20 protein-coding genes and 1 riboswitch are annotated in these 23,859 nt (G+C 67.2%); of the genes, 13 read left to right on the top strand and 7 right to left on the bottom strand.

The window, feature by feature from the left end; translation table 11 throughout:
• Positions 1–37 precede the first annotated feature (37 nt).
• From AB0O89_RS04090 to AB0O89_RS04080, 3 genes are all read left to right on the top strand, one after another.
• On the top strand, positions 38–1,474 hold the full coding sequence (locus AB0O89_RS04090; RefSeq protein WP_363494437.1) for a helix-turn-helix domain-containing protein: 1,437 nt from the start codon (positions 38–40) through the stop codon (positions 1,472–1,474).
• A 271-nt stretch (positions 1,475–1,745) separates the two neighbouring features.
• A complete protein-coding gene (locus AB0O89_RS04085) occupies positions 1,746–2,741 on the top strand; it encodes a DUF559 domain-containing protein (protein ID WP_363494435.1) in 996 nt (331 codons plus the stop codon).
• A 51-nt stretch (positions 2,742–2,792) separates the two neighbouring features.
• Positions 2,793–3,224, top strand: a complete 432-nt coding sequence (locus tag AB0O89_RS04080) for a hypothetical protein (RefSeq protein ID WP_363494433.1) — start codon at positions 2,793–2,795, stop codon at positions 3,222–3,224.
• A gap of 1 nt (position 3,225) precedes the next feature.
• On the opposite strand, the gene AB0O89_RS04075 is transcribed toward AB0O89_RS04080, so the two are convergent.
• The 3 genes from AB0O89_RS04075 to glyA all read right to left on the bottom strand — a co-directional run bounded on the left by AB0O89_RS04075 (position 3,226) and on the right by glyA (position 6,550).
• Positions 3,226–4,215, bottom strand: coding sequence for a DUF4436 family protein (locus AB0O89_RS04075; RefSeq protein WP_363494431.1), 990 nt, complete (start codon positions 4,213–4,215; stop codon positions 3,226–3,228).
• Between the two features lie 54 nt (positions 4,216–4,269).
• Positions 4,270–5,157 (bottom strand): bifunctional methylenetetrahydrofolate dehydrogenase/methenyltetrahydrofolate cyclohydrolase, encoded by an 888-nt coding sequence (locus tag AB0O89_RS04070; RefSeq protein ID WP_363494429.1) that lies wholly within the window; start codon positions 5,155–5,157, stop codon positions 4,270–4,272.
• Positions 5,158–5,275: 118 nt separating this feature from the next.
• Positions 5,276–6,550 carry a serine hydroxymethyltransferase gene (gene glyA, locus AB0O89_RS04065; RefSeq protein WP_300592204.1) on the bottom strand — a complete coding sequence of 425 codons (1,275 nt, stop codon included), beginning with the start codon at positions 6,548–6,550 and terminating at the stop codon, positions 5,276–5,278.
• A gap of 53 nt (positions 6,551–6,603) precedes the next feature.
• A riboswitch (ZMP/ZTP riboswitch) is annotated at positions 6,604–6,687 on the bottom strand.
• Between the two features lie 82 nt (positions 6,688–6,769).
• Here glyA and AB0O89_RS04060 point away from each other — a divergent pair.
• The 4 genes from AB0O89_RS04060 to AB0O89_RS04045 all read left to right on the top strand — a co-directional run bounded on the left by AB0O89_RS04060 (position 6,770) and on the right by AB0O89_RS04045 (position 11,360).
• Positions 6,770–8,326 carry a family 20 glycosylhydrolase gene (locus tag AB0O89_RS04060; RefSeq protein ID WP_363494426.1) on the top strand — a complete coding sequence of 519 codons (1,557 nt, stop codon included), beginning with the start codon at positions 6,770–6,772 and terminating at the stop codon, positions 8,324–8,326.
• The gene (locus AB0O89_RS04055) at positions 8,323–9,483 is read left to right on the top strand and encodes an N-acetylglucosamine-6-phosphate deacetylase (RefSeq protein ID WP_363494424.1); all 1,161 of its coding nucleotides are present in this window, start codon (positions 8,323–8,325) and stop codon (positions 9,481–9,483) included. Before AB0O89_RS04060 ends, AB0O89_RS04055 begins: the two co-directional genes overlap by 4 nt.
• Positions 9,484–9,618: 135 nt before the next feature.
• Positions 9,619–9,996, top strand: coding sequence for a YrdB family protein (locus tag AB0O89_RS04050; RefSeq protein WP_300592198.1), 378 nt, complete (start codon positions 9,619–9,621; stop codon positions 9,994–9,996).
• Positions 9,993–11,360 carry an FAD-linked oxidase C-terminal domain-containing protein gene (locus AB0O89_RS04045; protein WP_363494422.1) on the top strand — a complete coding sequence of 456 codons (1,368 nt, stop codon included), beginning with the start codon at positions 9,993–9,995 and terminating at the stop codon, positions 11,358–11,360. The genes AB0O89_RS04050 and AB0O89_RS04045 overlap by 4 nt, the downstream gene beginning before the upstream one ends.
• An 86-nt stretch (positions 11,361–11,446) precedes the next feature.
• Here the strand turns inward: AB0O89_RS04045 and AB0O89_RS04040 are convergent, their stop codons facing one another.
• Genes AB0O89_RS04040 through AB0O89_RS04030 form a run of 3 tightly spaced genes read right to left on the bottom strand, consistent with a single transcriptional unit; the run spans position 11,447 to position 14,259 of the window.
• Positions 11,447–12,226: a glucosamine-6-phosphate deaminase gene (locus AB0O89_RS04040; protein WP_363494420.1), complete on the bottom strand. Its 780-nt coding sequence runs from the start codon at positions 12,224–12,226 to the stop codon at positions 11,447–11,449.
• Positions 12,219–13,163: an ROK family protein gene (locus AB0O89_RS04035; RefSeq protein WP_363494418.1), complete on the bottom strand. Its 945-nt coding sequence runs from the start codon at positions 13,161–13,163 to the stop codon at positions 12,219–12,221. Before AB0O89_RS04035 ends, AB0O89_RS04040 begins: the two co-directional genes overlap by 8 nt.
• A 1-nt stretch (position 13,164) precedes the next feature.
• The gene (locus AB0O89_RS04030) at positions 13,165–14,259 is read right to left on the bottom strand and encodes an ROK family transcriptional regulator (protein ID WP_363494416.1); all 1,095 of its coding nucleotides are present in this window, start codon (positions 14,257–14,259) and stop codon (positions 13,165–13,167) included.
• Positions 14,260–14,393: 134 nt separating this feature from the next.
• Between AB0O89_RS04030 and AB0O89_RS04025 the strand changes: the two genes are divergently transcribed.
• From AB0O89_RS04025 to AB0O89_RS04005, 5 genes are all read left to right on the top strand, one after another.
• The gene (locus tag AB0O89_RS04025; RefSeq protein WP_363494414.1) at positions 14,394–15,671 is read left to right on the top strand and encodes an MFS transporter; all 1,278 of its coding nucleotides are present in this window, start codon (positions 14,394–14,396) and stop codon (positions 15,669–15,671) included.
• Positions 15,668–17,284, top strand: a complete 1,617-nt coding sequence (locus AB0O89_RS04020) for a family 20 glycosylhydrolase (RefSeq protein ID WP_363494412.1) — start codon at positions 15,668–15,670, stop codon at positions 17,282–17,284. The genes AB0O89_RS04025 and AB0O89_RS04020 overlap by 4 nt, the downstream gene beginning before the upstream one ends.
• On the top strand, positions 17,281–18,786 hold the full coding sequence (locus tag AB0O89_RS04015) for a carboxylesterase family protein (RefSeq protein WP_363494410.1): 1,506 nt from the start codon (positions 17,281–17,283) through the stop codon (positions 18,784–18,786). Before AB0O89_RS04020 ends, AB0O89_RS04015 begins: the two co-directional genes overlap by 4 nt.
• 141 nt (positions 18,787–18,927) lie before the next feature.
• On the top strand, positions 18,928–19,902 hold the full coding sequence (locus tag AB0O89_RS04010; RefSeq protein ID WP_363494408.1) for an acetylxylan esterase: 975 nt from the start codon (positions 18,928–18,930) through the stop codon (positions 19,900–19,902).
• Positions 19,899–20,819 carry a BadF/BadG/BcrA/BcrD ATPase family protein gene (locus AB0O89_RS04005; protein ID WP_363494406.1) on the top strand — a complete coding sequence of 307 codons (921 nt, stop codon included), beginning with the start codon at positions 19,899–19,901 and terminating at the stop codon, positions 20,817–20,819. The genes AB0O89_RS04010 and AB0O89_RS04005 overlap by 4 nt, the downstream gene beginning before the upstream one ends.
• A gap of 170 nt (positions 20,820–20,989) precedes the next feature.
• On the opposite strand, the gene AB0O89_RS04000 is transcribed toward AB0O89_RS04005, so the two are convergent.
• Positions 20,990–23,209 (bottom strand): NADP-dependent isocitrate dehydrogenase, encoded by a 2,220-nt coding sequence (locus tag AB0O89_RS04000; protein ID WP_363494404.1) that lies wholly within the window; start codon positions 23,207–23,209, stop codon positions 20,990–20,992.
• 134 nt (positions 23,210–23,343) lie between these two features.
• On the opposite strand from AB0O89_RS04000, the gene AB0O89_RS03995 reads away from it, so the two are divergent.
• The gene (locus AB0O89_RS03995; protein ID WP_363494402.1) at positions 23,344–23,796 is read left to right on the top strand and encodes a GNAT family N-acetyltransferase; all 453 of its coding nucleotides are present in this window, start codon (positions 23,344–23,346) and stop codon (positions 23,794–23,796) included.
• The last annotated feature ends 63 nt before the right edge of the window (positions 23,797–23,859 follow it).

The following is a 23,859-nucleotide window of genomic DNA, read 5'->3' as shown; positions in this document are numbered from 1 at the left end:
CTCATAAGAAGTCCGATTCTTTCGCTAGCATCAAGGAATGGCACCCACGAACCTCGAACTGGTGACGCTCGGGCACCGCATCCGTCACGAACGCGTGTCTCGGGGGTGGACGCTCGACGAGCTGGGTGCACAGGTCGGGGTCGCGGGCAGTCAACTGAGCCTCATTGAAAACGGCAAGCGCGAGCCGAAGCTCTCGCTGCTGCAGGCAATCGCGCACGCGACGGGGCTGGAGGTCACCGATCTTCTGGCCGCTGAACCGCCGAATCGCCGAGCGGCGCTGGAGATCGAACTCGAACGCGCGCAGGCAAGCCCCGTGTTTCGCAGGCTCGGCATTCCGCCGGTGAAGGTCACCAAGGGAACGCCCGACGAGACGATCGAGTCGATACTCGGTCTGCACCGGGAGCTCGATCGCCGTGAGCGAGAAGCGATCGCGACGCCCGAGGAGGCACGTCGGGCCAACACCGAGCTGCGTCTGCGGATGCGGGAGCGCGACAATTACCTCCCCGAGATCGAGAAGCTCGCTGAGAAGCAACTCGCAGCCGCAGGTCACGTGTCAGGAGCCCTCACCCACCGCACCGTGAGCATCATGGCAGAGCGCCTCGGGTTCGAGCTGCTCTACGTCAACGACCTGCCACGCTCCGCGCGATCGGTCACCGACCTCGAGAACGGCCGCATCTACCTCCCGCCCGCGTCGATCCCGGGCGGCCACGGGCTGCGCTCGATGGCATTGCAGGCGATGGCGCACCGGCTGCTCGGACACCAGCGACCCACCTCGTACGCCGACTTCCTGCAACAGCGGCTGGAGATCAACTACTTCGCCGCCTGCTGCCTCATCCCCGAGACCAACGGGGTCGCGTTCCTGCAGCAGGCAAAGAGAGACCGCAACCTCGCCGTCGAAGATTTCCGCGATGCGTTCGGCGTGACGCACGAGGCGGCGGCCATGCGGATGACGAACCTCATGACGCAGCATCTCGGCATCCGTCTGCACTTCTTGCGCGTCGACGGATCCGGGGCCATCTCGCGCGTCTATGAGAACGACGACCTTCCCCTGCCGATGGATGTGACGGGAGCCGTCGACGGGCAGATCGCGTGCCGCAAGTGGTCGGCCCGCGCTGCGTTCTCGGAGCAGAACCGCACGACCGAGCATTACCAGTACACCGACACTCCCGCCGGGACGTTCTGGTGCGCCACGCAGACCGGCACGACATCCGACGGCGAGTTCTCGATCAGTGTGGGGGTCCCGTTCGACGACGCCCGCTGGTTCCGTGGCCGGGAGACGACCAAGCGCGCGGTCTCGTCGTGTCCCGACGAGGCGTGCTGCCGCCGGGCGCCGTCGGAGCTCACCTCACGCTGGGAGGGCAAGGCATGGCCGAGCGCTCGCGTGCACATGCAGATGTTCACCCCACTCCCCCGGGGCAACTTCCCCGGCGTCGACGACTCCGAGGTCTACGCGTTCCTGGACCGTCACGCCTAACGCGGCATCCGTGGCAGGGTGGATCCGTGCGCGCCCGCAAAAGTGGGCGCAGATTGTCGTCTCGACTCGATAAGTGGGCGCACATTGTCGCCTCAGGACCTGCAAGCGACAATTCAGGCCAACCTTTCGCCGTTGGGACCGCGCGCGAGAATCAGACAGTGAAGCTCGAGAGTCCGGCATGGGCTCCTCCCCACCTCCAGGTTCAGCGCAGGATGACACGAGTTGCCTGAACGGCCAGCCCCAGGTGCGGCCCGACCAGAATGCTGATCGGATGCCGCGCCGCCACGCCTCGCTTCCTCCGACGCTGTCTGGCACATTCGCCTACGCCGAGGCGCGCGCGATGGGTGTTAGTCCCCGGCGACTGCGTGGGTCCGATCTCGAGCGCCCGTTCCATGCCACTCGGATTCATCCCGAGGCCGCGGCACGCTCCGCGTTCGAGGGTCCGCAAGCGATCGACGCCCGAGCCCGCGCCCGGGTACTCGAGCGGGCCCGCGCCTACAGCAGCGTGATGAGTCGGCGCGGATTCTTCACAGGGATGACGGCAGCAGCGCTTCTCGGGTGTCCACTCCCCGACGGCTTCGACGCTGACGCGGACCTGTCGGTCGGCATTATGCACCCGCATCGGGCAGCGCGAGCCCGAGGCGTGGCCGGCCTTCAGACGCGCGAGCACCTTGCGTACGTGATGGATGTCGAAGGCTTGCGCGTGACCACTCCCGCCTCGACCTGGGCGATGCTCGGCGGAGAGCTGTCAGAACGGTGGCTCGTGATCATGGGAGATCATTTCGTACGAGTTCCTCGCGACCACCGGGGTCGGGCCATGCCGAACGCTCGACTGGCCACGCCCGCACAGTTGGAGGCAGCAGCGCTCGCGCCAGGGCGGCGGCACCGCAAAGCGCTCCTTCGTGCCCTGACGTCGGTGCGCGTCGGCAGTGCCTCCCGGCTCGAGACTGAGTATCGACTGGATGCCGAGGCCGAGCGACTGCCCGACATGGAGTTGGATGTCGAGGTCCGCGATGCGGACGGAGCGCTGATAGCAATTGTCGACGGCATGCATCGAGCGTTCGACCTGATTGTCGAAGTCGAAGGGGATCACCACCGGACCGATCGCGCACAGTGGAATCGCGACATCGACAGAACGGCGGCACTGGCGGCGCAGGGGTGGGAGGTCATTCGCCTGACCTCTCGACGGATTCGAGACGGGAGCGCGACGGCGGTGGTCGGAAGCGCCCTCCACCGCCATGGTTGGGCGGGACCGCGGGGCCACTAGCAGCGGCGCATCCCGGCTGACGTGGTGCGGCATCCGTGGCAGGGTGGACCCGTGCGCGCCTGGCTGATCCGCTTCGTCACTCTCTACGTTTTCGACGTTGTCGTGCTGCTCGTGATCGGTCTGATCATGCCGCAGGTCTCGGTTGGATGGTCGGTACTGTGGGCAGCCGTGATCCTCGCCCTGGCGACGCTCTGGGTCAAGCCAGCCTTACGGCGCTGGCTGGGAGGCCGTGCCGAACGGTCAAGCCGTGAGCTCACGCGTACGGGCGCGAAGCTCGTTCAGGGCGCCGTCGTGCTCATCGTCGGAGCAGTCGTGTGGGTGCTCGTTGTGGTGCTCTCCGGCGTGGGCGTCGCTGGCTTCTTCTGGGGCTGGGTCATCCCGCCAGTGTTGCTCGTCATCGCGTGGCTCATCTACGACGCCATCGATGACCGTCTCGAAGCGCACGCTGGCCGTCTCTGGGATGGCGCCCGCGGGCGGTCGTAGCTCACTCGCCCGCGCCGGCCCCGCCACCATCTGATCCGGCATCCGCGTCGGATCCATCGCCCGGCACGTGGGCGTCGCCCGCAGAGTGGGCAGCTGCAACACCGGCCGGGCCACTGCGGAGCCACGCGAGGATGAAGATCACCAGTCCGGCGATGAGCGCAGCAATCACCCAGAGCACGATGAGGTAGTCCACCCAGGAGCCGATCGGCGGGGAACCGGGAAGGAAGTTGCGCAGCGGAATCGTCGCGAACAGCATCGCGCCGAACCAGCCGAGCATGGTCGCCTCGATCTTGCGGCGGCCCCGATAGACGGTGATCGCAGCGGTCAGGACGAGAACCGGCGCAATCACCATCAGCGTCAACAGCACGACACCGAAAGCGATCGTGGATGCCGCGCGCGTGATGGTGAACTGAACCCCGAGCGTCGTGATCAGCCCGTCCTGGGTGGCCATGGCGGGCAACTCCACAGCCTGCGCGGTGACGTCCCAACCCGGAACTCGACCGTCGACCGCGAGTTCGTACGGGATCGGCACACCCTCGCCGTCCGCACCTTCGCGCAGCGGCACGATCATCGTGTCAGTCGTGTACCTGTCAAACGGCCACTGCTCGATGAATCCGTCGAGCGTGAGCGTGACGGTCTCAGCCCCCACAACCTCGTCCGCGCCGTAGGTGATCGTGCGCGATCCGTCGGTTCCGGTGACCAGGACGTGCACTGTTTCGTCCATCGAGAACTGGTCGGACGAGTAGGACCCGAGGTCGGGACCGGGCGTGATTCGTAGCGTGAGATGGCTCGCCGCGCCGTCAACGTCGACAGGAGTCAGGGTGAGCACGAGCGGTTGCCCCGAGCCGCCGCTAGACACAGACGCACGCTCGATGCGTCCACCTGACGCGTAGAGCAGCACCACGACGACGTACAACAGAACGAGGGCGAGGATGCCGCCCACCATCGCCGCGCGACGGCCGCGGCGTCGTGCAGGAGTCGAGGACGTCACGGCGTCATTGTGCCAGAGCAAGGATGCCGACGCGGGCCGCCCCCGCGGTCGGGGTCAGCCGGCCAGGCGTTCGGCGGTCTCCACGACGTTCGCGACAAGCATCGCGCGGGTCATGGGTCCGACACCACCGGGGTTCGGGGAGAGCCAGCCAGCGACCTCGGCCACGGCCGGATCGACATCTCCGGCGAGCTTCGCGCGACCGGTCTCCGTGGTCCCGACACGGGTCACACCGACATCCAGCACGGCGGCGCCGGGCGCGATCCACTCGGGCTTGACCAGATGCGGCTGTCCGACGGCAGCAACGACGATGTCGGCCCGGCGAACCTGAGCCTCGAGGTCGGGAGTGCGCGAGTGGGTGAGGGTCACTGTCGCGTCGGTGCCTTTGCGGGTCAGCAGAAGCCCGAGCGGGCGACCGACGGTGATGCCGCGCCCGACGACGGTCACGTGCTTGCCGGCGATCTGCACGCCGTGGCGAGTGAGGAGCTCGATGATGCCGGCAGGCGTGCACGGCAGGGGCGCTGCAACCGCGGTAGCGGGGTCGACCCCAAGCACGAGCCGACCGAGGTTCGTCGGATGCAGGCCGTCGGCATCCTTGTCAGGGTCAATCAGCTCGAGGATGGCGTTCTCATCGATGCCCTTCGGCAGCGGCAGCTGCACGATGAACCCGGTGACGGCGGGGTCGGCGTTGAGCGCACGGACGGCATCCGCGATCTCGTTCTGCGTTGCAGTAGCGGGCAGTTCGACAGCGATCGAGGCGACGCCGACTTCGGCGCAGTCACGGTGTTTGCCGGTGACGTAGGAGCGTGAGGCGCCGTCGTCACCGACGAGCAGAGTCCCCAGGCCCGGCACGATGCCCCGCTCCGCAAGGGCAGCGACGCGGTCACGAAGCTCCCGCTTGATCGCAGCGGCGGTCGCGGTGCCGTCGAGTAGTTGTGCAGTCATTCGCGTCTCCTGTCGTCATCCCGCGACATCCGCGTCCCGGGACGGATAACTACGTCCATAGGTATTCTACGGGCGCGGGGTCGCGTCATCCAGACCCGGATGCCGCAGCGATCCGGGCTTACTGGGACAGGCCCGGGTAGAGCGGGAAGGCTTCGGTCAGCGTCGCGACCCGCGCACGCAGAGCGTCGATGTCGGGGTTCGGCAGCAACGCGAGCGCGATGATGTCGGCAACCTCGGCGAACTCGGCGTCACCGAAACCACGCGTGGCGAGCGCGGGCGTCCCGATACGCAAGCCCGACGTGACCATCGGCGGCCGCGGGTCATTGGGCACGGCGTTGCGGTTGACGGTGATCTGGATTTCGTGCAGCAGATCCTCGGCCTGCTTCCCATCGATCGCCGCGTTTCGCAGGTCGACGAGCACGAGGTGCACATCGGTGCCACCCGAGCGAACAGCGATGCCGGCGTCGGCCACATCGCGCTGCGCGAGCCGGTCGGCGAGGATCTTCGCCCCGCGCACGGTGCGCTGCTGACGCTCGCGGAACTCCGGGGTCGCGGCGAGCTTGAACGCCGTCGCCTTCGCCGCGATCACGTGCATCAGCGGACCACCCTGCTGGCCGGGGAAGACCGCCGAGTTGATCTTCTTCGCGAGCGCCTCGTCGTTGGTCAGAATGAACCCCGAACGCGGGCCGCCGATGGTCTTGTGAACCGTGGATGACACGACGTGCGCGTGCGGCACGGGCGAGGGATGCACGCCACCGGCCACCAGACCGGCGAAGTGAGCCATGTCGACCCAGAGCAGCGCATCCACCTCGTCGGCGATCTCGCGGAAGCGCGCGAAGTCGAGCTGGCGCGGGTACGCCGACCAGCCCGCGATGATGACCTGCGGACGGTGTTCGAGCGCGAGGCGACGCACCTCGTCCATGTCGATCAGGCTCGTCTCGGGGTCGACTCCGTAGGCGACGATGTCGTACAGGCGACCGGAGAAGTTGGCCTTCATGCCGTGCGTGAGGTGTCCACCGTGATCGAGCGACAGACCGAGGATCGTGTCGCCCGGGCGCGCGATCGCGTGCAGAACAGCCGCGTTCGCCGTGGCACCGGAGTGGGGCTGCACGTTGGCGTAGGCGGCGCCGAACAGCTCCTTCGCCCGGGCGATCGCGAGCTCTTCGGCGACGTCGACTTCTTCGCACCCGCCGTAGTAACGCTTGCCCGGGTACCCCTCGGCGTACTTGTTCGTAAGGACCGAGCCCTGCGACTGCAGGACCGAGACGGGCACGAAGTTCTCGGACGCGATCATCTCGAGGTAGCTCTGCTGACGAGCGAGCTCGCGGTCAAGGACCTGAGCGATCTCGGGATCGACTTCGGCAAGCGGGGCGGTGAACAGCGAGTCGCTCATGGCGTTGTGCTCCTTGTGCTGCGGGGCGGGGACGACGGCTTCGGGTGGGGTTCCGTCTCGACCCAGGCGTACGGTCGAGTACCGTGTCGGTCGCTCCCCGGTGGTCATCCACCTCAACGCCAGTCGCGACATCCTGAGCATACCGGATCGCACTCAGCCCTCGATCCGCAACAGGGCGGTTGATAGAGTGACTCAACGCCATTTGTTAGGACTCTTTACATGACCGGGACCCAGCCCCGCGGTGCAACCACCTCCGCCTGGCCCGTGCCGCTCCCCCGCGACGTGGTGGCGGGCGAAGGACCGGGCTTCATCCTGCGAGCGCGGACCGCCGTCACCGGCGACCAGACCGTGATCGGTGTCGTCACGAACCTCGTATCTGCGCGAACGGATAGCGAGGTCCGTCTCGATTCCACCGCGACGGGCCCCGGCATCTCGCTGGCCGTCACGGATGCCGACACCCCCGAGTCCTACCGACTGATCGCCTCTGCGGAGGGCGTCGAGGTGACAGGGTCGGACGCTGCGGGCCTGTTTTACGGCATCCAAACGCTCGTGCAGCTCATCGAACGCACGCCGGACGGATGGCGCATCCCGGCTGTAGAAATCACCGACGCGCCGCGCTTTGCATACCGAGGTGTCATGCTCGATGTCGCGCGCCACTTCTTCCCCGTCGAGGTGGTGCTCGGCGTCATCGACCGAGCCGCGCAGCTCAAGCTCAATCACCTCCATCTGCACCTGACCGATGACCAGGGATGGCGGATCGAGATCCCCTCGCGCCCCGAGCTGACCCGGTTCGCATCCGGTACCGCCATCGGCGGGGACTCCGGCGGCTTCTACACCGCCGAGGACTACGCCCGCATCGTGGCGTACGCCGCCGCCCGCCACATGACCGTCGTGCCCGAGATCGACCTTCCCGGACACACCCACGCGGTCGGCCTCGCCTACCCCGACATCGTCGAGCCTCCCGTGCTCTCGGAGCACATCCGCGAGGTCGTCGAGGCCTACGGCAGCACGCTTCCGGTCGCGGGCGAGCCGTACGAGGGCATCGCGGTCGGCTTCTCCTCCCTGCGGATCGGCGACCCGGCGACAGAAGCCTTCGTGACGGATGTCGTCGCCGACCTGGCCGCGATGACTGCCGGGCCCTACCTTCACGTCGGCGGGGATGAGGCCCTCGGCACGGATCCGGCCGACTACGCCGCCTTCGTGAGCCTCGCGTCACGCATCGTCGCGGATGCCGGAAAAGTGCCCGTGATGTGGCACGAGGCCGGTGCTGCGAATGACCTGCATCCGGGAACGATCGGCCAGTACTGGGGATTCGTCTCACCGACCGACGGTATTGGCGAGAAGGCGCGGGGCTTCGTCACGCGCGGTGGGCGTCTCATCCTGTCGCCTGCCGACGCGGTCTACCTCGATATGAAGGACTCGGTGGATTCGGAGCTCGGCCTGACCTGGGCGAACGGTGTCACGAGCGTGGAACGCGCCTACGCATGGGAGCCGGGGGCGGTGCTCGACGGGGTAGCCGAGAGCGACATTCTGGGCATCGAAGCACCGCTGTGGACCGAAACCGTGCGCACAGCTGCCGACATCGACGCGCTCATGTTCCCGAGGATCGCTGCCGCAGCCGAGGCAGCCTGGTCACCGGCGACCGGCGAGCACCCGCTACGCAGCTGGGAGTCGTTCCGCGAGCGGGTCGGTGCACTCGACGGTCTGTGGAGCGCCCTCGGCATCCGGTTCCGCCGATCGCCTGAGATCCCCTGGAGTGGCGAGGGAGCATCGTGAGCACCACGATCATCCACAGCGCCCGGCTCGTCGCGGACGGCGCCGAGACGAGCAACGCCTGGGTCGAGATGCAGGGTGAGAGCGTCACTGCCGCCGGTACCGGCGATGACTGGCGGTCCCGAGCCTCGACGGCGACAATCATCGACGCGCGGGAGGTCGCCGGACCCGGCGCCGTTCTCACACCGGGGTTCGTCGACATCCACGGTCACGGCGGCGGTGGGTTCTCGTACGAGGGCGACGAGTCAGGCATCCGCGCCGCCCGCGCGCTGCACCTCACACACGGCACGACACGGGCAGTCCTCTCCCTCGTTTCGGGCTCGCTCGCGCACCTCACCGCCCAGGTCGCGCGGATCGCGGCGATGACGCAGACGGATGCCGACATCCTCGGCTCCCATCTCGAGGGGCCGTTTCTGGATCACGGTCACCGCGGCGCGCACGATCCCGCGGCTTTGCGCGCGGCGACGCCGGACGCCGTCGCAGCGTTGCTCGAGGCCGGCGCGGGGACGATCCGGCAGGTGACGCTGGCGCCAGAGCTGCCGGGCGCGGCGGAGGCGATTCTCACCTTTCGGGAGGCGGGCGTCTGCGTCGCCGTCGGTCACACGGATGCCGACCTCGAGGCGACACGTGCGGCGTTCGAGGCCGGCGCGAACATCCTGACCCACGCGTTCAATGCGATGCCTCCCCTGCTCCATCGCGCCCCAGGACCGGTCGGGGCGGCAACCGCCGACCCGCGCGTGACGCTCGAGGTCATCGCTGACGGCGTGCACGTGCATCCCGAGCTCGTACGGATCCTGTTCGCCGCCGCGCCCGGACGGATTGCGCTCATCACCGACGCGATGGCCGCGGCAGGCGTCGGCGACGGTAGGTACACGCTGGGCTCGCTCGAGGTCGAGGTCGTCGACGGTGTCGCCCGCCTCGTGGAAACCGGCGCGATCGCGGGGTCAACCCTGACGCAGGATGCTGCGCTTCGCGTGGCCCTCGCGGCGGGAGTCGACCTGCCCGCGGCCGTCGATGCGCTCACCCGCGCGCCGGCCGCGGCGATCGGTGTGGCGGATCGCCACGGCAGCCTGCGCCCGGGCTTCGCCGCTGACGCCGTGGTGATGGATGCCTCGCTCCAGCCCCGAGCTGTCTGGCTCGACGGGCGGCGCATGCACTGAGGCCAGCATCCTTCCCTGCTGCAACGGAAAGATGGGCGCGAACTGTCGCCTCCCAGTCCAGACGCGACGATTCGCGCCCACCTTTGCCGCGACAACGACCAGATGCGCCCAACTCACGCGGCCTAGACTGGAAACATGCCCGAATCAGCGACCCCGTCCGGTCTGCCCGCAGGGACCCGCCCGGCGCTCAGCGTGGTCGACGTGCTCGCTGTTCTCTGCGAACTCTTCGCGTTCGGGACGCTGGCGTTCTGGGGCTTCGCCGCCTGGCCCTTCCCCTGGAACATCGTCGCGGGCATCGTCGCGCCGGTGGTCGCCATCCTGCTGTGGGCGCTGTTTGTCTCACCCCGAGCAGTGATCATCGTGCATCCGTTCCTGCGGGCAGTGGTTGAGCTCCTCGTGTATGTCTCAGCGACGATCGCGTGGTGGAGCGTGGGCCTCGTGTGGGTCGGCCTGATCTTCGGGGTCATCGCCGTCACCGTCGGCGTGATCGCCGGGCGCCGCCGACTGGCATGAGCGACCGCGAGGTCCTCGCGCAGCTGCGTGCCGAACTCGGCGACGCGCTCGACACGACGGATGCCTCGCTCGAAGCTGCCCGGGCCGACAAGTCCGGTCACGCCAGCACGGGGCGCCCGCTCGCCGTCGTGCACGCCCGGACCGTCGGGGATGTCCAAGTGACACTGCGTGTGGCGTCTGCCACGGGAACTCCGGTCGTCACCCGAGGAGCGGGGACGGGACTCGCCGGCGGAGCGAACGCCGGACCCGGTGAGATCGCACTCTCGGTGCGGGCGATGGATCGCATCCTGGAGGTGCGACCCGACGACCTGCTGGCAGTGGTCGAACCCGGTATCCTGAACGCCGACCTGAACCGCGCGCTCGCCGAGCACGGCCTGTGGTGGGCACCGGATCCCGCCAGCCGCGATATCTCCACTGTCGGCGGGAACATCGCCACCGGCGCCGGGGGCCTCTTGTGCGCGAAGTACGGCGTGGTGCGCGATGCCGTCCTGGGCGTCGATCTCGTCCTCGCCGACGGGCGACTGCTGCACCTGGGTCACCGCACGGTCAAGGGCGTGACCGGGCTCGACCTCACGTCGCTCGTGATCGGTTCCGAAGGCGTTCTCGGTGTCGTGGTGGGTGCGACCCTGAAGCTCCGGCGGCTTGTTCCGGGCGAAGTGTGCACCATCGCCGCGACCTTCACGGATGTCGGCACCGCGGCGAGCGCCTGCAGTGCTGTCACTGCCGCGGGACTTCAACCGGCGATCATGGAATTGCTGGATGCGGCGGCGCTGACGGCCATCCACGAGTTACTGGGCCTTGCCGCGCCCACCCCCGGCGCGGCGCACGTCACGATCCAGACCGACGGCGCCGCTGCAGCGGCGGATGCGGCGGCGATCACCGCTGTCCTTGAGGCAGCGGGAGGCACCGTCGCCCTCTCCACCGACCGCGAGGAGGGCGAGCGACTGCTCGCGATCCGCCGGTCGGTGCATCCCGCGATGGCGCGCCTGGGGACGACGCTCATCGAAGACGTTTCGGTCCCCCGGTCGCAGCTCGCGACGATGTTCGCGCGCATCGCCGACATCGAGCGCCGCTACGGTCTCGTGATCCCTACTGTCGCGCACGCGGGCGATGGAAACCTGCATCCGAACTTCATCTTCGACGGTCCCGACGTACCCGCGGCGATCTGGCAAGCCGCCGACGAACTGTTCCGCGCCGCGCTCGATCTCGGCGGAACCCTCACCGGCGAGCATGGGATCGGGGTGCTCAAGCGACGGTGGCTCGCTGACGAACTCGGCGATGACCAGTGGGAGCTGCAGCGCCAGATCGCGCGCGTCTTCGACCCCCAGGGAATCCTCAACCCCGGCAAGGTGTTCGCACCGTGAGCCGCACCGTGACGGGCGTCGTGCGCGTGAGCGCTGCCGGCGCGCAGCGCTCGGCCTACAAACCCTGCCGGCGCGCAGCGCTCGGCCTAAAGACCCTGCCAGGCGGGCTTGTTCGCGTAGGCGTAGCGGTAGTACTCCGCGCGGGTGAGCTCGCTCGCGGCATCCTCGTCGACGACGACCGTGACGTGCGGGTGCAGTTGAATCGCCGAGCCCGGGACGGATGCCGACACCGGCCCCTCGACGGCTGCCGCGAGGGCTGCCGCCTTGGACCTCCCGAAGGCGAGGAGCACGAGGTGACCTGCCTCCAGGATCGTGCCGAGCCCCTGCGTGATGCAGTGCATCGGCACATCGTCCGGCGAGGCGAAGAAGCGCGCGTTGTCGGCGCGCGTCTGCTCGGTGAGTGTCTTGACGCGCGTGCGGGAAGCGAACGACGAGCCTGGTTCGTTGAAACCGATATGGCCGTCGGTGCCGATCCCCAGGATCTGCAGGGCGATGCCACCGGCATCCATGATCGCTGCCTCGTACACCTCGCCGGCATGCGCGATCCCCTCGAGGCGCCCATCGGGAACCCGGATACGCGCCGGATTCAGCCCCAGTGGCTCGACCACCTCGCGCGTGATGACCGACCGGTAGCTCTGCGGGTGCGCGGGGTCGAGTCCCACGTACTCGTCGAGGGCGAACCCGCGCACCGCTGACACGTCGACACCGGCCAGGGCTGAGCGCAGCGCCTCATAAACGGGGAGCGGCGTCGAGCCCGTCGCCAGCCCGAGCACGAGATCGAGGGTGGCACGGATGCGTCGCGCGATCTCGCTCGCTACCAACTGCCCGCCCACCTCGCGATTCGCGACGATGATGACTTCAGCCATGGGTGACCGCCTCTCTGTCGCCTGCCGCTCGCGCGCCGAGGAGGGCGGCTCCCCGCGCTGCGGGAACGGCTCCTGGTGGCAGGACCTCGACCCGAGATGCCAGCTCGAGCGAGCTGACAAACGACGACGACGCGGCATCCATCGCCAGCGCATCGCTGATGGCATCCGTGAGCCGCTCCCCGATCGCCGTCATGCCGCCGCCCAGAAGGACCACCTCTACATCGACGGTCAGCGCGATGATCCGGATAGCAGCTGCTACCGCACGCGCGAGTTCAGCCCGAAGCGACAGTGCCCACGAATCCCCCGAATCGGCGGCATCGAAAATGTCGAGAACGGGGAGCGTGCCCGGGCGTCCCCAGCGCCGGCTCAGCGCGGCTCCTCCGGCGAACGCTTCGATGCAGCCTCTCGAACCGCAGCGGCACCGCGGGCCCGCCGGATCCACCATCACGTGCCCGATCTCTCCAGCCGCGCCGCGCCCGCCATGGAACAGCGCTCCGTTGATGACGAAGCCTGCCGCGATTCCGGTACCCAGATTGAGGTAGGCGAGGTCGCGATGCGATCCATCCAGGGAAAAGCTTCCCAGCGCAGCGGCCTTCACATCGTTCTCCACCATGACGGGAAGGCTTAGCAGCGGAGCGACGACACCAGCGAGATCCATCCTTTCGATCCGCAAGTTGAGAGCATGTTCAACGACCGAGGTCGCCGGATGCACCTGTCCAGGCACACCGATCCCGACCGAGACGATCTCTTCGGCGACGCCGAGTTGCGTCCGCAGGTCCGCCACCGACGCGACGACGGTCTCCACAACGCCACCGGGCCCTGTCTTCGTCGCACGGCGAGTTCTCGCCACGACCGCACCATCATCGCTAAGAGCAAGTCCCTCCGTCTTGGTGCCGCCGATGTCGAGGCCGATTCTGATGCCGCTTATCGGGAGCATGTCACGACACCCCAAGCACAGAAGACAGCACCATCACCGCGGCGCCTCGCAGGACGATGTCATCGCCCTGCTCGCTCAAGCGCACCGACACATCGTCGTGGAAGGGTGCCAACGTGCGGGCCCGTAGGGTATCCACGGTTGCACGGGCGAACACCCCACCAAGAAGGTCGGGAGGGCCGGACAGCACAATCTCCGCGAGATCCAGCGCAGCAACGACCGGCGCGAGCGCGGTACCCAAGCGCTCTCCCGCCTGATGGAGCACGGCAACCTTCTCCTGCTCCGAGGACGAGCTACCCAATCGGCCGTGCAGGGCCGGAACGGATAGCCACGCTTCGAGGCAGCCCACCTTCCCGCAGGCACAGCGGGGTGCGCCCTCACCGTCGACCGTGACGTGTCCGATCTCGCCAGCAGCGTAGCGACCCCCTCGCAACGGACGCCCCCCCGTCAACAGCCCCGCGCCCAGTCCGCTTCCCACTCTCACGACCACCACGTCATCCTGCGAGCCGCCGAACGTGCGCTCCGCCAGTACCGCTGCATTCGCGTCGTTGGCGACGAGCACAGGCACTGCGAGAGCATCCGAGAGGCGGGACTGAAGTTCCATACCTCCCCACCCGATATTGGGAGCCGCAAGGACCACACCCCTGTCATCGATGATGCCCGGGCTGCCCACTCCGAGCCCGAGCACGGGCACATCGCAACTGGCGATCAACCGCTGTGCAAGAGCGATGGTCGCGGTAAGTACCTCGGTGGAACGTTCAGGAAGGGGGACGCGCAGGCGGGTCAGCACATCGCCGTCGAGAGAGAGCACTGCTCCCGCGAGCATCGACGCGCCCGACAGATCGATCGCGACGATGCGATGACCATCCCGAGCGATATCGACGAGCACAGCAGGCTTGCCGGGACGACGCAGCTCGCTGATTCCCACTTCGTGGACATAGTGATCATCGATCAGGCTTGCGACCAGTTCAGACATCGTGACCCGCGTCAGGCCGGTCTCCCTGGCGAGATCGGCCCGGCTCATGGCTCCACGCCGGAAGAGCTTCTGGAGGACGAGCGAACGGTTGCGCTCGCGCGCATCCTGAGGCAGTGATTTCATCATTGTTAGTAGACCTTACGAAACTTATCCGCGCAACATGACCGACGGAGATCAAAGCTTGCGAGCCGACACATGACGCTTTATGTTAGGCGGGATAACTTACATACCCATTCTCCGCACTGAAGGAAAGATCGATGGCGATGCCCCCCACTCCTCTTGAGCCCGTCTCGGAGGAAGCTTCTGATTCTTCACACCGCGTGACGTTGACGCCGCAACTGCGCCGACTGTTCGGGTTCATTGTCCCCGTCAACATCGCGGTCTATCTCATCATCGGCGCAGTCCCCGGCGTCTTCCTCCCGCTGCAGGTGGAGGCGATCGACCCGGCGAACAAGGCTGCCAACCTCGCGCTGATCACGGGAATCGGGGCACTGGCAGCGATGATCGCATCGCCGATCGCCGGCCTCATCTCCGACCGAACCCGCTCGCGGTTCGGGAGGAGGGCACCGTGGCTCGTCACGGGGGCGATCGCGATCGGCCTTTCCCTGATCGGCATGTCAGTTGCGAATACGATCGTCTCTCTCCTACTCGCGTGGACGATCGTGCAGATAGCCCTCAACCTCCTGATCAGCCCTTTGACCGCTCTGCTCCCCGATCGCGTGCCGACCGCGATCCGTGGAAGCTTCGCGACGCTCTCGGGCATCGGGCTCATGGTCGGCGCGCTCGGTGGTCAAATCCTCGGCGCAGCGCTCGCCTCGAACATGTCCCTGGCCTACTTCCTGCTCCCCGGCATCCTGCTGGTCGTCATCACACTGTTCGTGGTCTTTAGCCCTGACCCCTCCTCGGCCGACATGCCGAGGGAACCGTTCTCGCTGACCGGCTTCCTGGGTACGTTCTGGATCAACCCCATCAAGCACCCGGACTTCTTCTGGGGCTTCCTCGGCCGTTTGCTCCTTTTCACCGGCTACTTCATCGTGACCGGGTACCAGTTGTACATCCTTCAGGACTACATCGGACTCGGTGAAGGTGCCGTCGCAGCGATTCCGCTCCTCGGGTTCGTCAGCCTGATCTGCATCGTCATCGCCACGAGCTTCTCCGGACCGCTTTCGGATCGGCTTCGCAGACGCAAGGCCTTCGTGATAGGAGCCTCCATCCTCATGGCTGCTGGCCTGCTCGTCCCCTGGCTCGCACCCACCCTTACCGGCATGATCCTCTCGAGCGCGGTCCTCGGGTTCGGGTTTGGCGTCTACCAGGCGGTCGACACCGCGCTGATGTCGGAGGTACTCCCGTCCTCGGGTACCTACGCCAAGGACCTCGGCGTCTTGAACATCGCCGCGACCCTGCCCCAGACCATCAGTCCGTTCCTCGGCGGGCTCGTTGTGGTCGGGCTGGGATATGAGGCGCTGTTCCCGATCGGGATTGTCCTCGCACTTCTCGGGGCAGCTGCCATCCTTCCGATCAAGGCAGTCCGGTGAACGCCGCGTCAGTCGCGCTGCCCGTGCTTCCACGTCCTCGCGTGGTATCCGCAAGCGCGGGGGAATTCCCGCTTGAGCGTTTGCGCATCAGCCGGGGGGGCCAGTGGGATCATCTGCTCGATCACTTCGCGTCCGAGGTGCTTCTCGACACCGGACGCACTATCGAGTCCGGGGTCGACGGCATCCGGCTCGAACGCGGAGTCGTCGTGCGAGACGACCTCCCCTTCACCGAGGGTGTCCGGGCAGACGGAGCCCACGACACCGACGAGAGCTATCAACTGACGATATCTTCTCGCGGAGTGCGGATCCTGGCACCGTGCGAAGAGGGAGCTTTTCGCGGCCTCACGACTTTGCGTCAGCTCATTGCCGCGGCTCGCGGAGCAAAATTGCCGGCGGTCGATATCCGAGACGCGCCGCTGTATCACTGGCGCGGTCTTTCATTGGATGTGTCACGCACCTTTCACGGCCCTGAGACGCTGCGCCGCGTCATCGACATGGCATCGCTGTACAAGCTGAACGTGCTGCATCTTCACCTGACGGATGACCAGGGCTGGCGTCTCGAGGTTCCAGAGTGGCCGCTGCTGACCAGCGTTGGCGGACAAGGAGCCGTGGACGACCGTCCGGGTGGATGGTATTCAGCAGCTGAAGTGAGCGAACTCGTCGCCTACGCCGCAGAGCGCTTTGTCACGCTCGTGCCAGAAATCGACGTCCCCGGGCACGTGCAGGCCATCTTCCACGCATACCCAGAGTTGGACCCCCACAGCGACCGGGGAAGCAAGGCCGCGGCGTTGGGTTTCGCGATCGGCACGCTGGATCTGGACCATGGAGACACTGGGCGCCTCCTGGAAGACGTCTTCCGCGCTGCAGCGGATCAGTTCACGACGAGCTCGTACCTTCATCTCGGCGGGGACGAAGCCTTCGGCATGAGCGAAAGCGCACACGCGGCCTTCGTCGAGCGCACTGCCGAGATCGTGCGCGGACTGGGCAAGCTCCCTGTTGGCTGGCAAGAGACCGCGCGGGGGCGACTCCAGGCCGGTCACCTCGTTCAGTACTGGATGGAACCCCGCGAAGCCGCACGGCTCACCGAGTCCGATGCACTCGGCCAGTTACCTCCCGAGGTGGCTGCTGTCCTCGCCGAAAACATGCTCGCTGCCGCAAGCGATGTTCCCCGGGCTTGCGCACAAGGCGCAGGAGTCATCATGTCTCCGTTCACGCGCCTGTATTTCGACCGCCCGCACGGCGACGCGGCGCAGGACCCAGCCCAGGAGGAACCACGCTCTCGTCTCGGGCTTCCGTTCTATTCGCCGTCCACTCTGCGCGACGGTGTGGATTGGGACCCGCGCAAGGAACTGCCGGGCACCGAGGCCGACAGAGGCGCCATCGCGGGTATCGAGGCGGCGCTGTGGTGCGAGACGGTCCGAGACCGCGATGACCTCGAGTTCCTCCTCCTTCCGCGGCTGCCAGGAGCGGCGGAACGAGCCTGGGCTTCTGCGGGACACGAGTGGGACGCGTATCGACTGAGTCTTGCCTCTCAGTCGCACGTGTGGCGGGCTCGCGAATGGAACTGGTTCCGCGCCGCAGGTATCGACTGGGACAAGGAGAGCAACCAGTGAGCGAGCCGCGCGTGACGACAGAGGGTGCCGAAGTACTCGTCGCAACACCCAACGGCCAGGTCCGTGGGCTGTGGCGCGAACCTCGAGGGTGTGGGAAGTCTGCCGCCTTCCTCGGCATCCCTTTCGCGCAACCACCCACCGGTGCATTGAAGTTCGAGGCCCCGGTCCCGGTGGAGCCGTGGGACGGGGTACGTGATGCAACCGAGTACGGTCCCACGCCCCAGCGGCACCCGGCCGCCGAGATCACGCTGATCCCCGAGCCCTCCGTATCCGGCGATTCGACACTGAACGTCAACGTCTTTACTCCGCGACCGGGCGACACCGCGGCGCTCCTCCCGGTGATGGTCTACATTCACGGGGGCGGCTACGTGTCGGGCTCGCCGGCGAGCCCCTGGTATGACGGGGCAGCATTCAATCGGGACGGGGTCGTCACCGTCACTGTGTCGTACCGGCTCGGCTTCGAGGGATTCGGGCACATTGACGGATGCCCGGAGAACCGTGGCGCACGCGACTGGCTCGCAGCCCTCGAATGGGTGCGGCGCACCATTGCAGTCTTTGGCGGCGACCCGGGCAACGTCACAATCGCGGGACAGTCCGCGGGAGGAGGCGCTGTTCTCACGCTGCTGGGAATGCCCGCGGCGCGGGGGCTATTCCATCGAGCGTGGGCGCTTTCCCCCGGAGTCGCGGAGGTCACGCGAGAACGTGCAGAAGCAGTGGCTGATCGCATCGCGAAGCTGGCAGGGGTTCCCGCGACGAAGGAAGGTTTCGCCTCCGTGGACCCAGACGAACTCGTCGAACTGGAGAATCAAGCCACCAATCTCCTCGCTGACACGAATGTGATGGCAGGTATACGTGGCTTACTTGCCGAAGGCCTCTCCCTGGGCCCGGTCGTCGACGGGGAGTTGATCCCTCAGCCGATACTGGCCGCGTACGGCGACGGCGTCGGCGCTGACATACCCCTCGTGATCGGATCCACTCAGGATGAAATGACGATGATCGCCGACTCCATGCCGTGGTCCGTGCGACTCGTACCACCCAGCGCGCTCCTGCGCGCTCTCGGTGTCGATCGCCCGACGCGCCGCAGCTATCTTCGCGCAAACGCGCATCAGCGGCGACGCGATAGCCCAGCGGTACTCGGCCGGTACCTCGGCGACGCGATGCTGAGGGTGAACATCCCTCGCGTCGCCGCAGCACGCGAAGGCGCTCACACGTGGGCATACGTGTTCGCCTGGCCGTCAGCTTCCCGCGGATGGGCTCTGCACTGCCTGGATGTGCCCTTCTGGTTTGACTGCCTCGCCGACAAACATGTGCCGAACATTGCGGGCGATGCCCCACCCCAGTCGGTTGCCGACGACATCCACGGCGCCGCCGTCGCCTTCGTTGCTTCCGGTGACCCAGGATGGCCGACGTGGTCGAGCACGCCGGGCATGACGCGCATCTTCGACACGGCGGGCGAACCGTTGCGCACAGACGGCTACGCAGAGCTGGCGGCGCTCGTCTGAGTGCCTACGTGGCCAACACGCCGGACTTCAGGGTAGGCCGATACCGCAGCACTGACGGCTTCACGCCCCGCGCTCGTATGGACGAGGTGAGAGAATGCGAGGGTTCGTGCCGAGCTCCTCGGCCTTCCCGAAGGATCACGTATGCCCCGATTCGATCTGTCGCGCGACGAGCTGGAGCGGTATCGTCCGGACATCCGCGAGCCCGCCGATTTCGACACGTTCTGGGCCGCGACTCTCGACGAGTCCCGCCGAGCGGGCTGGGATCCGCGAGTCACACAGGTCGACTCGCGGCTGCGCGCCGTCTCCGTCTTCGACGTCACCTTCCCGGGTTTCACGGGAGACCCGGTCAAGGCTTGGCTACTTCTGCCTGCCGGCGCCACCGAGCCACTGCCAGCGATCGTCGAGTTCGTCGGGTACGGCGGTGGGCGCGGTCTGCCCTCCGAACGCCTCGCCTGGTCGGCGGCCGGCTACGCACACCTGATCATGGATACCCGCGGCCAGGGCTCCACGTGGGGCTCGGGCGGGCAGACTCCCGATCCCCACGGCACCGGCGCCGCCACCAACGGCTACATGACCCGAGGAATCGATGACCCCGCCGACTACTACTACCGCCGGGTTTTCACGGATGCGGTCCGCGCCGTCGATGCGCTCCGGACGCTCCCTCAGATCGACCCGGACCGGATCGCCGTCACCGGCGGTAGCCAAGGCGGCGGCATCGCACTCGCTGCCGGCGCCTTGTCGGAAGGGCTCGTCGCCGTGATGCCCGACGTGCCGTTCCTCTGCCACTTCTCGCGCGCAGTCGGCCTCACCGACCGCGACCCGTACCAGGAGCTCGTTCGCTACCTCGGCGTGCACCGTGACGCACGCGAACGCACCTTCAGAACGCTGAGCTACTTCGACGGCGTGTCGATGGCCCGCCGGGCAAGCGCGCCGGGCCTGTTCTCGGTAGCCCTCATGGACTTCACCTGCCCACCCTCGACCGTGTATGCCGCGTTCAACAACTACGCCGGCCCGTCCAAGCGCATCGTGGCCTACGAGTTCAACGACCACGAGGGCGGCGGCGCGCACCAGTGGACGCAGCAGGCGGCATTCCTCGCGGAACTGGGCATCCAGTGAGCGCTCGAACCGCAGCCGTCGTCGCGATCGACGCCGGCCAGACCGGCATGAAGGTGCGCGTGCGCACTGACGCCTCGGTCGGCGAGGCCCTTCTCCCCGGCGTTCGTACCGACCAGCCGGTGCTCCCGCAGATCGGTCTGGCAGCACGACAGATTGCCGACGAGTTCGATCTCGACATCCGTCACCTCGCCGCGGGGATCTCCGGACTGACAGACGGCGAGACGACCCCGGATGCCGTCGGCGCGCTCGTTCGCAGCGCGGGCGCTGACCACGCCGTCATCGCGCACGATGCGACAACCTCGTACCTCGGCGCCCGCGGCACCGCGCACGGCGCTGTCGTCGCCGCGGGAACGGGCGTCGTGACCCTGGGAGTCGGTCCCGGCGGCGCCGCGCGCGTCGACGGCTGGGGTTACCTCATGGGCGACGCCGGCAGCGGCTTCTGGCTCGGGCGTGAAGCGCTGGTCGCCGCGATGCGCGACCACGACGGCCGGGGCGCCGCGACCGCGCTCACCGATGTCGTCCGCGGACGCTGGCCAGATCTCGAACAGGCCTACATCGACCTGCAGGCCGACCCGGCCCGGGTGAGCATCGTCGCATCCTTCGCGGCTGAGGTCGCGCGAGCAGGAGCCGACGGCGATGCCGTGGCTCTCGACATCCTGAGCCGTGCCGGGGATCTGCTGGCAGAGAGCGCTCTGGCTGCGCTGCGTCGCGTCGATGCCGAGCCCGCAGTGTGCGCGATCGGCGGGGTCTTCCGGACCGAGGCCCTCCGCGACGAGTTCACGCGGGCGCTGGTGAACGAGCGGCCGGATGCCCGGGTCGTCGAGCCGGCCGGGATCGGCATCGACGGCGTCGAGGCGCTCATCGACCTCCCCGCGAATCACCCGCTCGCGCCCCTGACCTGGTCGGCCCCCGCCTAGCCTCGGACCCGCTCTCCGGCGGCGGGCCGCCCAGCTGAGCCGAATGCAGGAGAAACGCCAGACCGACCCCGGCGGATCACACCCGAACCCCGATTCTTCCTGCGTTCGGCACGCCCGGAAACGACTCAGGCCGCCCCGCGGAAGCGGAAGCGGCCCGAATCGAGAAGAGATCAGCGCAGCGCGTCGATAACGGCGTTGAAGGTCGCCGAGGGTCGCATGACCTCGTCGACGAGTTCGCCGTTCGGGCGGTAGTAGCCACCGATCTCGACCGGTGACCCCTGCGCTCCGTTGAGCTCCGCGACGATCGTCGCTTCCTCGGCCGAGAGCTTCTCAGCCACCGGTGCGAAGATCGCCGCGAGATCAGCGTCCTCGGTCTGCTTCGCCAGCTCCTGCACCCAGTAAAGGGCGAGGTAGAAGTGGCTGCCGCGGTTGTCGATCGTGCCGAGCGCGCGTCCCGGGGACTTGTCGTTCTCGAGGAAGGTGCCCGTGGCAGCATCCAGCGTGTCGGCGAGGACCTTGGCCCGCGCGTTGCCCGTGGTCTCGGCAAGATGCTCGAGGGAGGCGGCGAGCGCGAAGAACTCGCCGAGCGAGTCCCAGCGCAGGTAGTTCTCGCTCAACAGCTGCTGCACGTGCTTCGGGGCAGACCCGCCGGCGCCGGTCTCGAACAGTCCGCCGCCCGCGAGCAGCGGCACGATCGAGAGCATCTTGGCGCTCGTGCCGACCTCGAGGATCGGGAAGAGGTCGGTGAGGTAGTCGCGCAGCACGTTGCCGGTGACCGAGATGGTGTCCAGGCCATGGCGCATGCGCGCAAGCGTGTAGCGGGTGGCTTCCTCGGGCGAGAGGATGCTGATCTGCACGCCCTTGGTATCGAGCAGCGCGAGCCCCTGGTGCACCTTGGCAATCAGCTGCGCGTCGTGCGAGCGGTTCACGTCGAGCCAGAACACCGCGGGAACCCCGGTTGCCCGGGCACGGGTCACGGCGAGCTTGACCCAGTCCATGACCGCGATGTGCTTGGTCTGCGTCGCGCGCCAGATATCGCCGGCACCGACTTCGTGCTCAAGGAGCACCTCACCCGACGAGTCGAGCACCTGAACGACGCCGGGAGCGGCGATCTCGAACGTCTTGTCGTGGCTGCCGTACTCTTCGGCAGCCTGCGCCATGAGGCCGACATTGGGGACCGTGCCGATCGTCGTGGGATCGAGCGGCCCGTTCGCGATGACGTCGTCGATCACGGCCTGGTAGACGCCGGCGTAGGAGGAGTCCGGGATCACGGCGAGCGTGTCATCCTCACCACCGTCGACTCCCCAGAGTTTGCCGCCGTTTCGGACCAGGGCAGGCATGGATGCATCGACGATGACGTCCGAGGGGACGTGCAGGTTCGTGATGCCTTTGTCGGAGTTCACATACGACAGGCGCGGCCCGCGCTCCAGGTCGGCGTCGATCGCGGCAGCGATCTCGTCACCGCCCTCCACCGACGGCAGCCCCGCAAGGATCGATCCGAGTCCGTTGTTCGGTGTGAGGCCCGCTGCCGCGAGCTTGTCGCCGTAGCGCTCGAAGACATCGGCGAAGTACGTCTTCACGACGTGACCGAAGATGATCGGGTCACTGACCTTCATCATCGTGGCCTTCAGGTGAACGGAATAGAGCACGTCCTCCGCGGATGCCTGCGCCAGCGTCTCAGCAAGGAAGGCATCGAGGGCGGATGCCGACAGGAATGTGGCGTCGATGATCTCGCGCGGGAGGACCTTCAGGCCGTCCTTGAGCATCGTGACCGTGCCGTCGGCAGCAACGTGCCGGATGGAGAGGACGTCGTCATGGGCGGCGACCCATGACTTCTCGTTGCTCTTGAAATCGTCGTGACCCATCGTCGCTACCCGAGTCTTCGAGCCCTCGGGGAACGGCTTGTTGCGGTGCGGGTGCTTGCGGGCATAGTTCTTGACCGACAGCGGCGCCCGGCGGTCACTGTTGCCCTCGCGCAGGACGGGGTTCACAGCCGACCCCTTGATGCGGTCGTACCGCGCGCGGATGTCCTTCTGCTCGATCGTCTGCGGCTCGTCCGGGTAGTCGGGGATGTCGTAGCCCTGCGACTGCAACTCAGCGATGGCAGCCTTCAGCTGCGGAATGGATGCCGAGATGTTCGGCAGCTTGATGATGTTCGCCTCGGGAAGGGTGGCCAGTCCGCCAAGCTCAGCGAGGGCATCACCGACAGCCTGCTCGGGCGTGAGCTGCTGCGGAAAGGCGGCAAGGATGCGGCCCGCGAGAGAGATGTCGCGCGTCTCGACATCCACGCCGGCCTGATGCGTGATCGCCTGCACGATAGGGAGGAAGGAAGCTGTGGCCAGGGCCGGCGCTTCATCGGTGTACGTGTAGATGATCGTGGATTCGCTCACTCGCCTGATCTTTCCGCTCGGGGGCCGCGCACGAGCCTACCGCACCGACCCAACTATCTCGATATCAAGATAAATTCCCCAGAGGTCACCGTCCCGGGATGCTGAACCGCGGCATCCCGGCTAGCCTGTGTGACATGGCCGAACTGCGACTTGCTGAACTGTCCGCCGCCACGGTGGAAGCTGTCAACAATATGTCGCTCAAGCCCGGGCAGGCGGAGTTCCTCGCCCCCGAGAGCTACGAAGTGGCGGCAGGCGATGTCGATCCGCAGACGATGTGGCAGCGAGTCGTGCTCGACGGCGACGACGTGGTCGGATTCATCAGCGCCAATTTCGATGACGACAGCGCTTCGGAGTACTTCCGGTCGGTGCTGTGGCGGATCAACGTTGACGCCGACGACCAGGGACGCGGAATCGGTCGATTCGCCGTCGAAAGCCTGCTCGCCGAAGCCCGCGAGCATGGTGTCGATCACGTGAACGTCATCTATGGTGCGGGCCAAGAGGGCCCGCAGGCATTCTTCGAGCGTGTGGGCTTCACACCGGTCGGAGAAACCGAGTACGGTGAGGTTATCGCCGAGATCCGGCTCTGATCCGGCGAGTCCCACCCTCAGTATTCAGCCCCCATCCGAGGGGCTTGTCGGCTGGCGGCGGGG

This window comes from Microbacterium sp. NPDC076895, from assembly GCF_040687115.1.
Classification (GTDB): Bacteria; Actinomycetota; Actinomycetes; order Actinomycetales; family Microbacteriaceae; genus Microbacterium.
This window is presented reverse-complemented; position numbering and strand designations above follow the sequence as displayed.

Bases quoted from the DNA above. Each gene is read 5' to 3' on its own strand.
- AB0O89_RS04060 (WP_363494426.1), top strand. From the start codon at position 6,770: ATGACCGGGACCCAGCCCCGCGGTGCAACCACCTCCGCCTGGCCCGTG.
- glyA (WP_300592204.1), bottom strand. From the start codon at position 6,550: ATGAGCGACTCGCTGTTCACCGCCCCGCTTGCCGAAGTCGATCCCGAG.
- AB0O89_RS04010 (WP_363494408.1), top strand. From the start codon at position 18,928: ATGCCCCGATTCGATCTGTCGCGCGACGAGCTGGAGCGGTATCGTCCG.
- AB0O89_RS04030 (WP_363494416.1), bottom strand. From the start codon at position 14,259: ATGAAATCACTGCCTCAGGATGCGCGCGAGCGCAACCGTTCGCTCGTC.
- AB0O89_RS04090 (WP_363494437.1), top strand. From the start codon at position 38: ATGGCACCCACGAACCTCGAACTGGTGACGCTCGGGCACCGCATCCGT.
- AB0O89_RS04040 (WP_363494420.1), bottom strand. From the start codon at position 12,226: ATGGCTGAAGTCATCATCGTCGCGAATCGCGAGGTGGGCGGGCAGTTG.
- AB0O89_RS04045 (WP_363494422.1), top strand. From the start codon at position 9,993: ATGAGCGACCGCGAGGTCCTCGCGCAGCTGCGTGCCGAACTCGGCGAC.
- AB0O89_RS04085 (WP_363494435.1), top strand. From the start codon at position 1,746: ATGCCGCGCCGCCACGCCTCGCTTCCTCCGACGCTGTCTGGCACATTC.
- AB0O89_RS04050 (WP_300592198.1), top strand. From the start codon at position 9,619: ATGCCCGAATCAGCGACCCCGTCCGGTCTGCCCGCAGGGACCCGCCCG.
- AB0O89_RS04025 (WP_363494414.1), top strand. From the start codon at position 14,394: ATGGCGATGCCCCCCACTCCTCTTGAGCCCGTCTCGGAGGAAGCTTCT.
- AB0O89_RS03995 (WP_363494402.1), top strand. From the start codon at position 23,344: ATGGCCGAACTGCGACTTGCTGAACTGTCCGCCGCCACGGTGGAAGCT.
- AB0O89_RS04035 (WP_363494418.1), bottom strand. From the start codon at position 13,163: ATGCTCCCGATAAGCGGCATCAGAATCGGCCTCGACATCGGCGGCACC.
- AB0O89_RS04070 (WP_363494429.1), bottom strand. From the start codon at position 5,157: ATGACTGCACAACTACTCGACGGCACCGCGACCGCCGCTGCGATCAAG.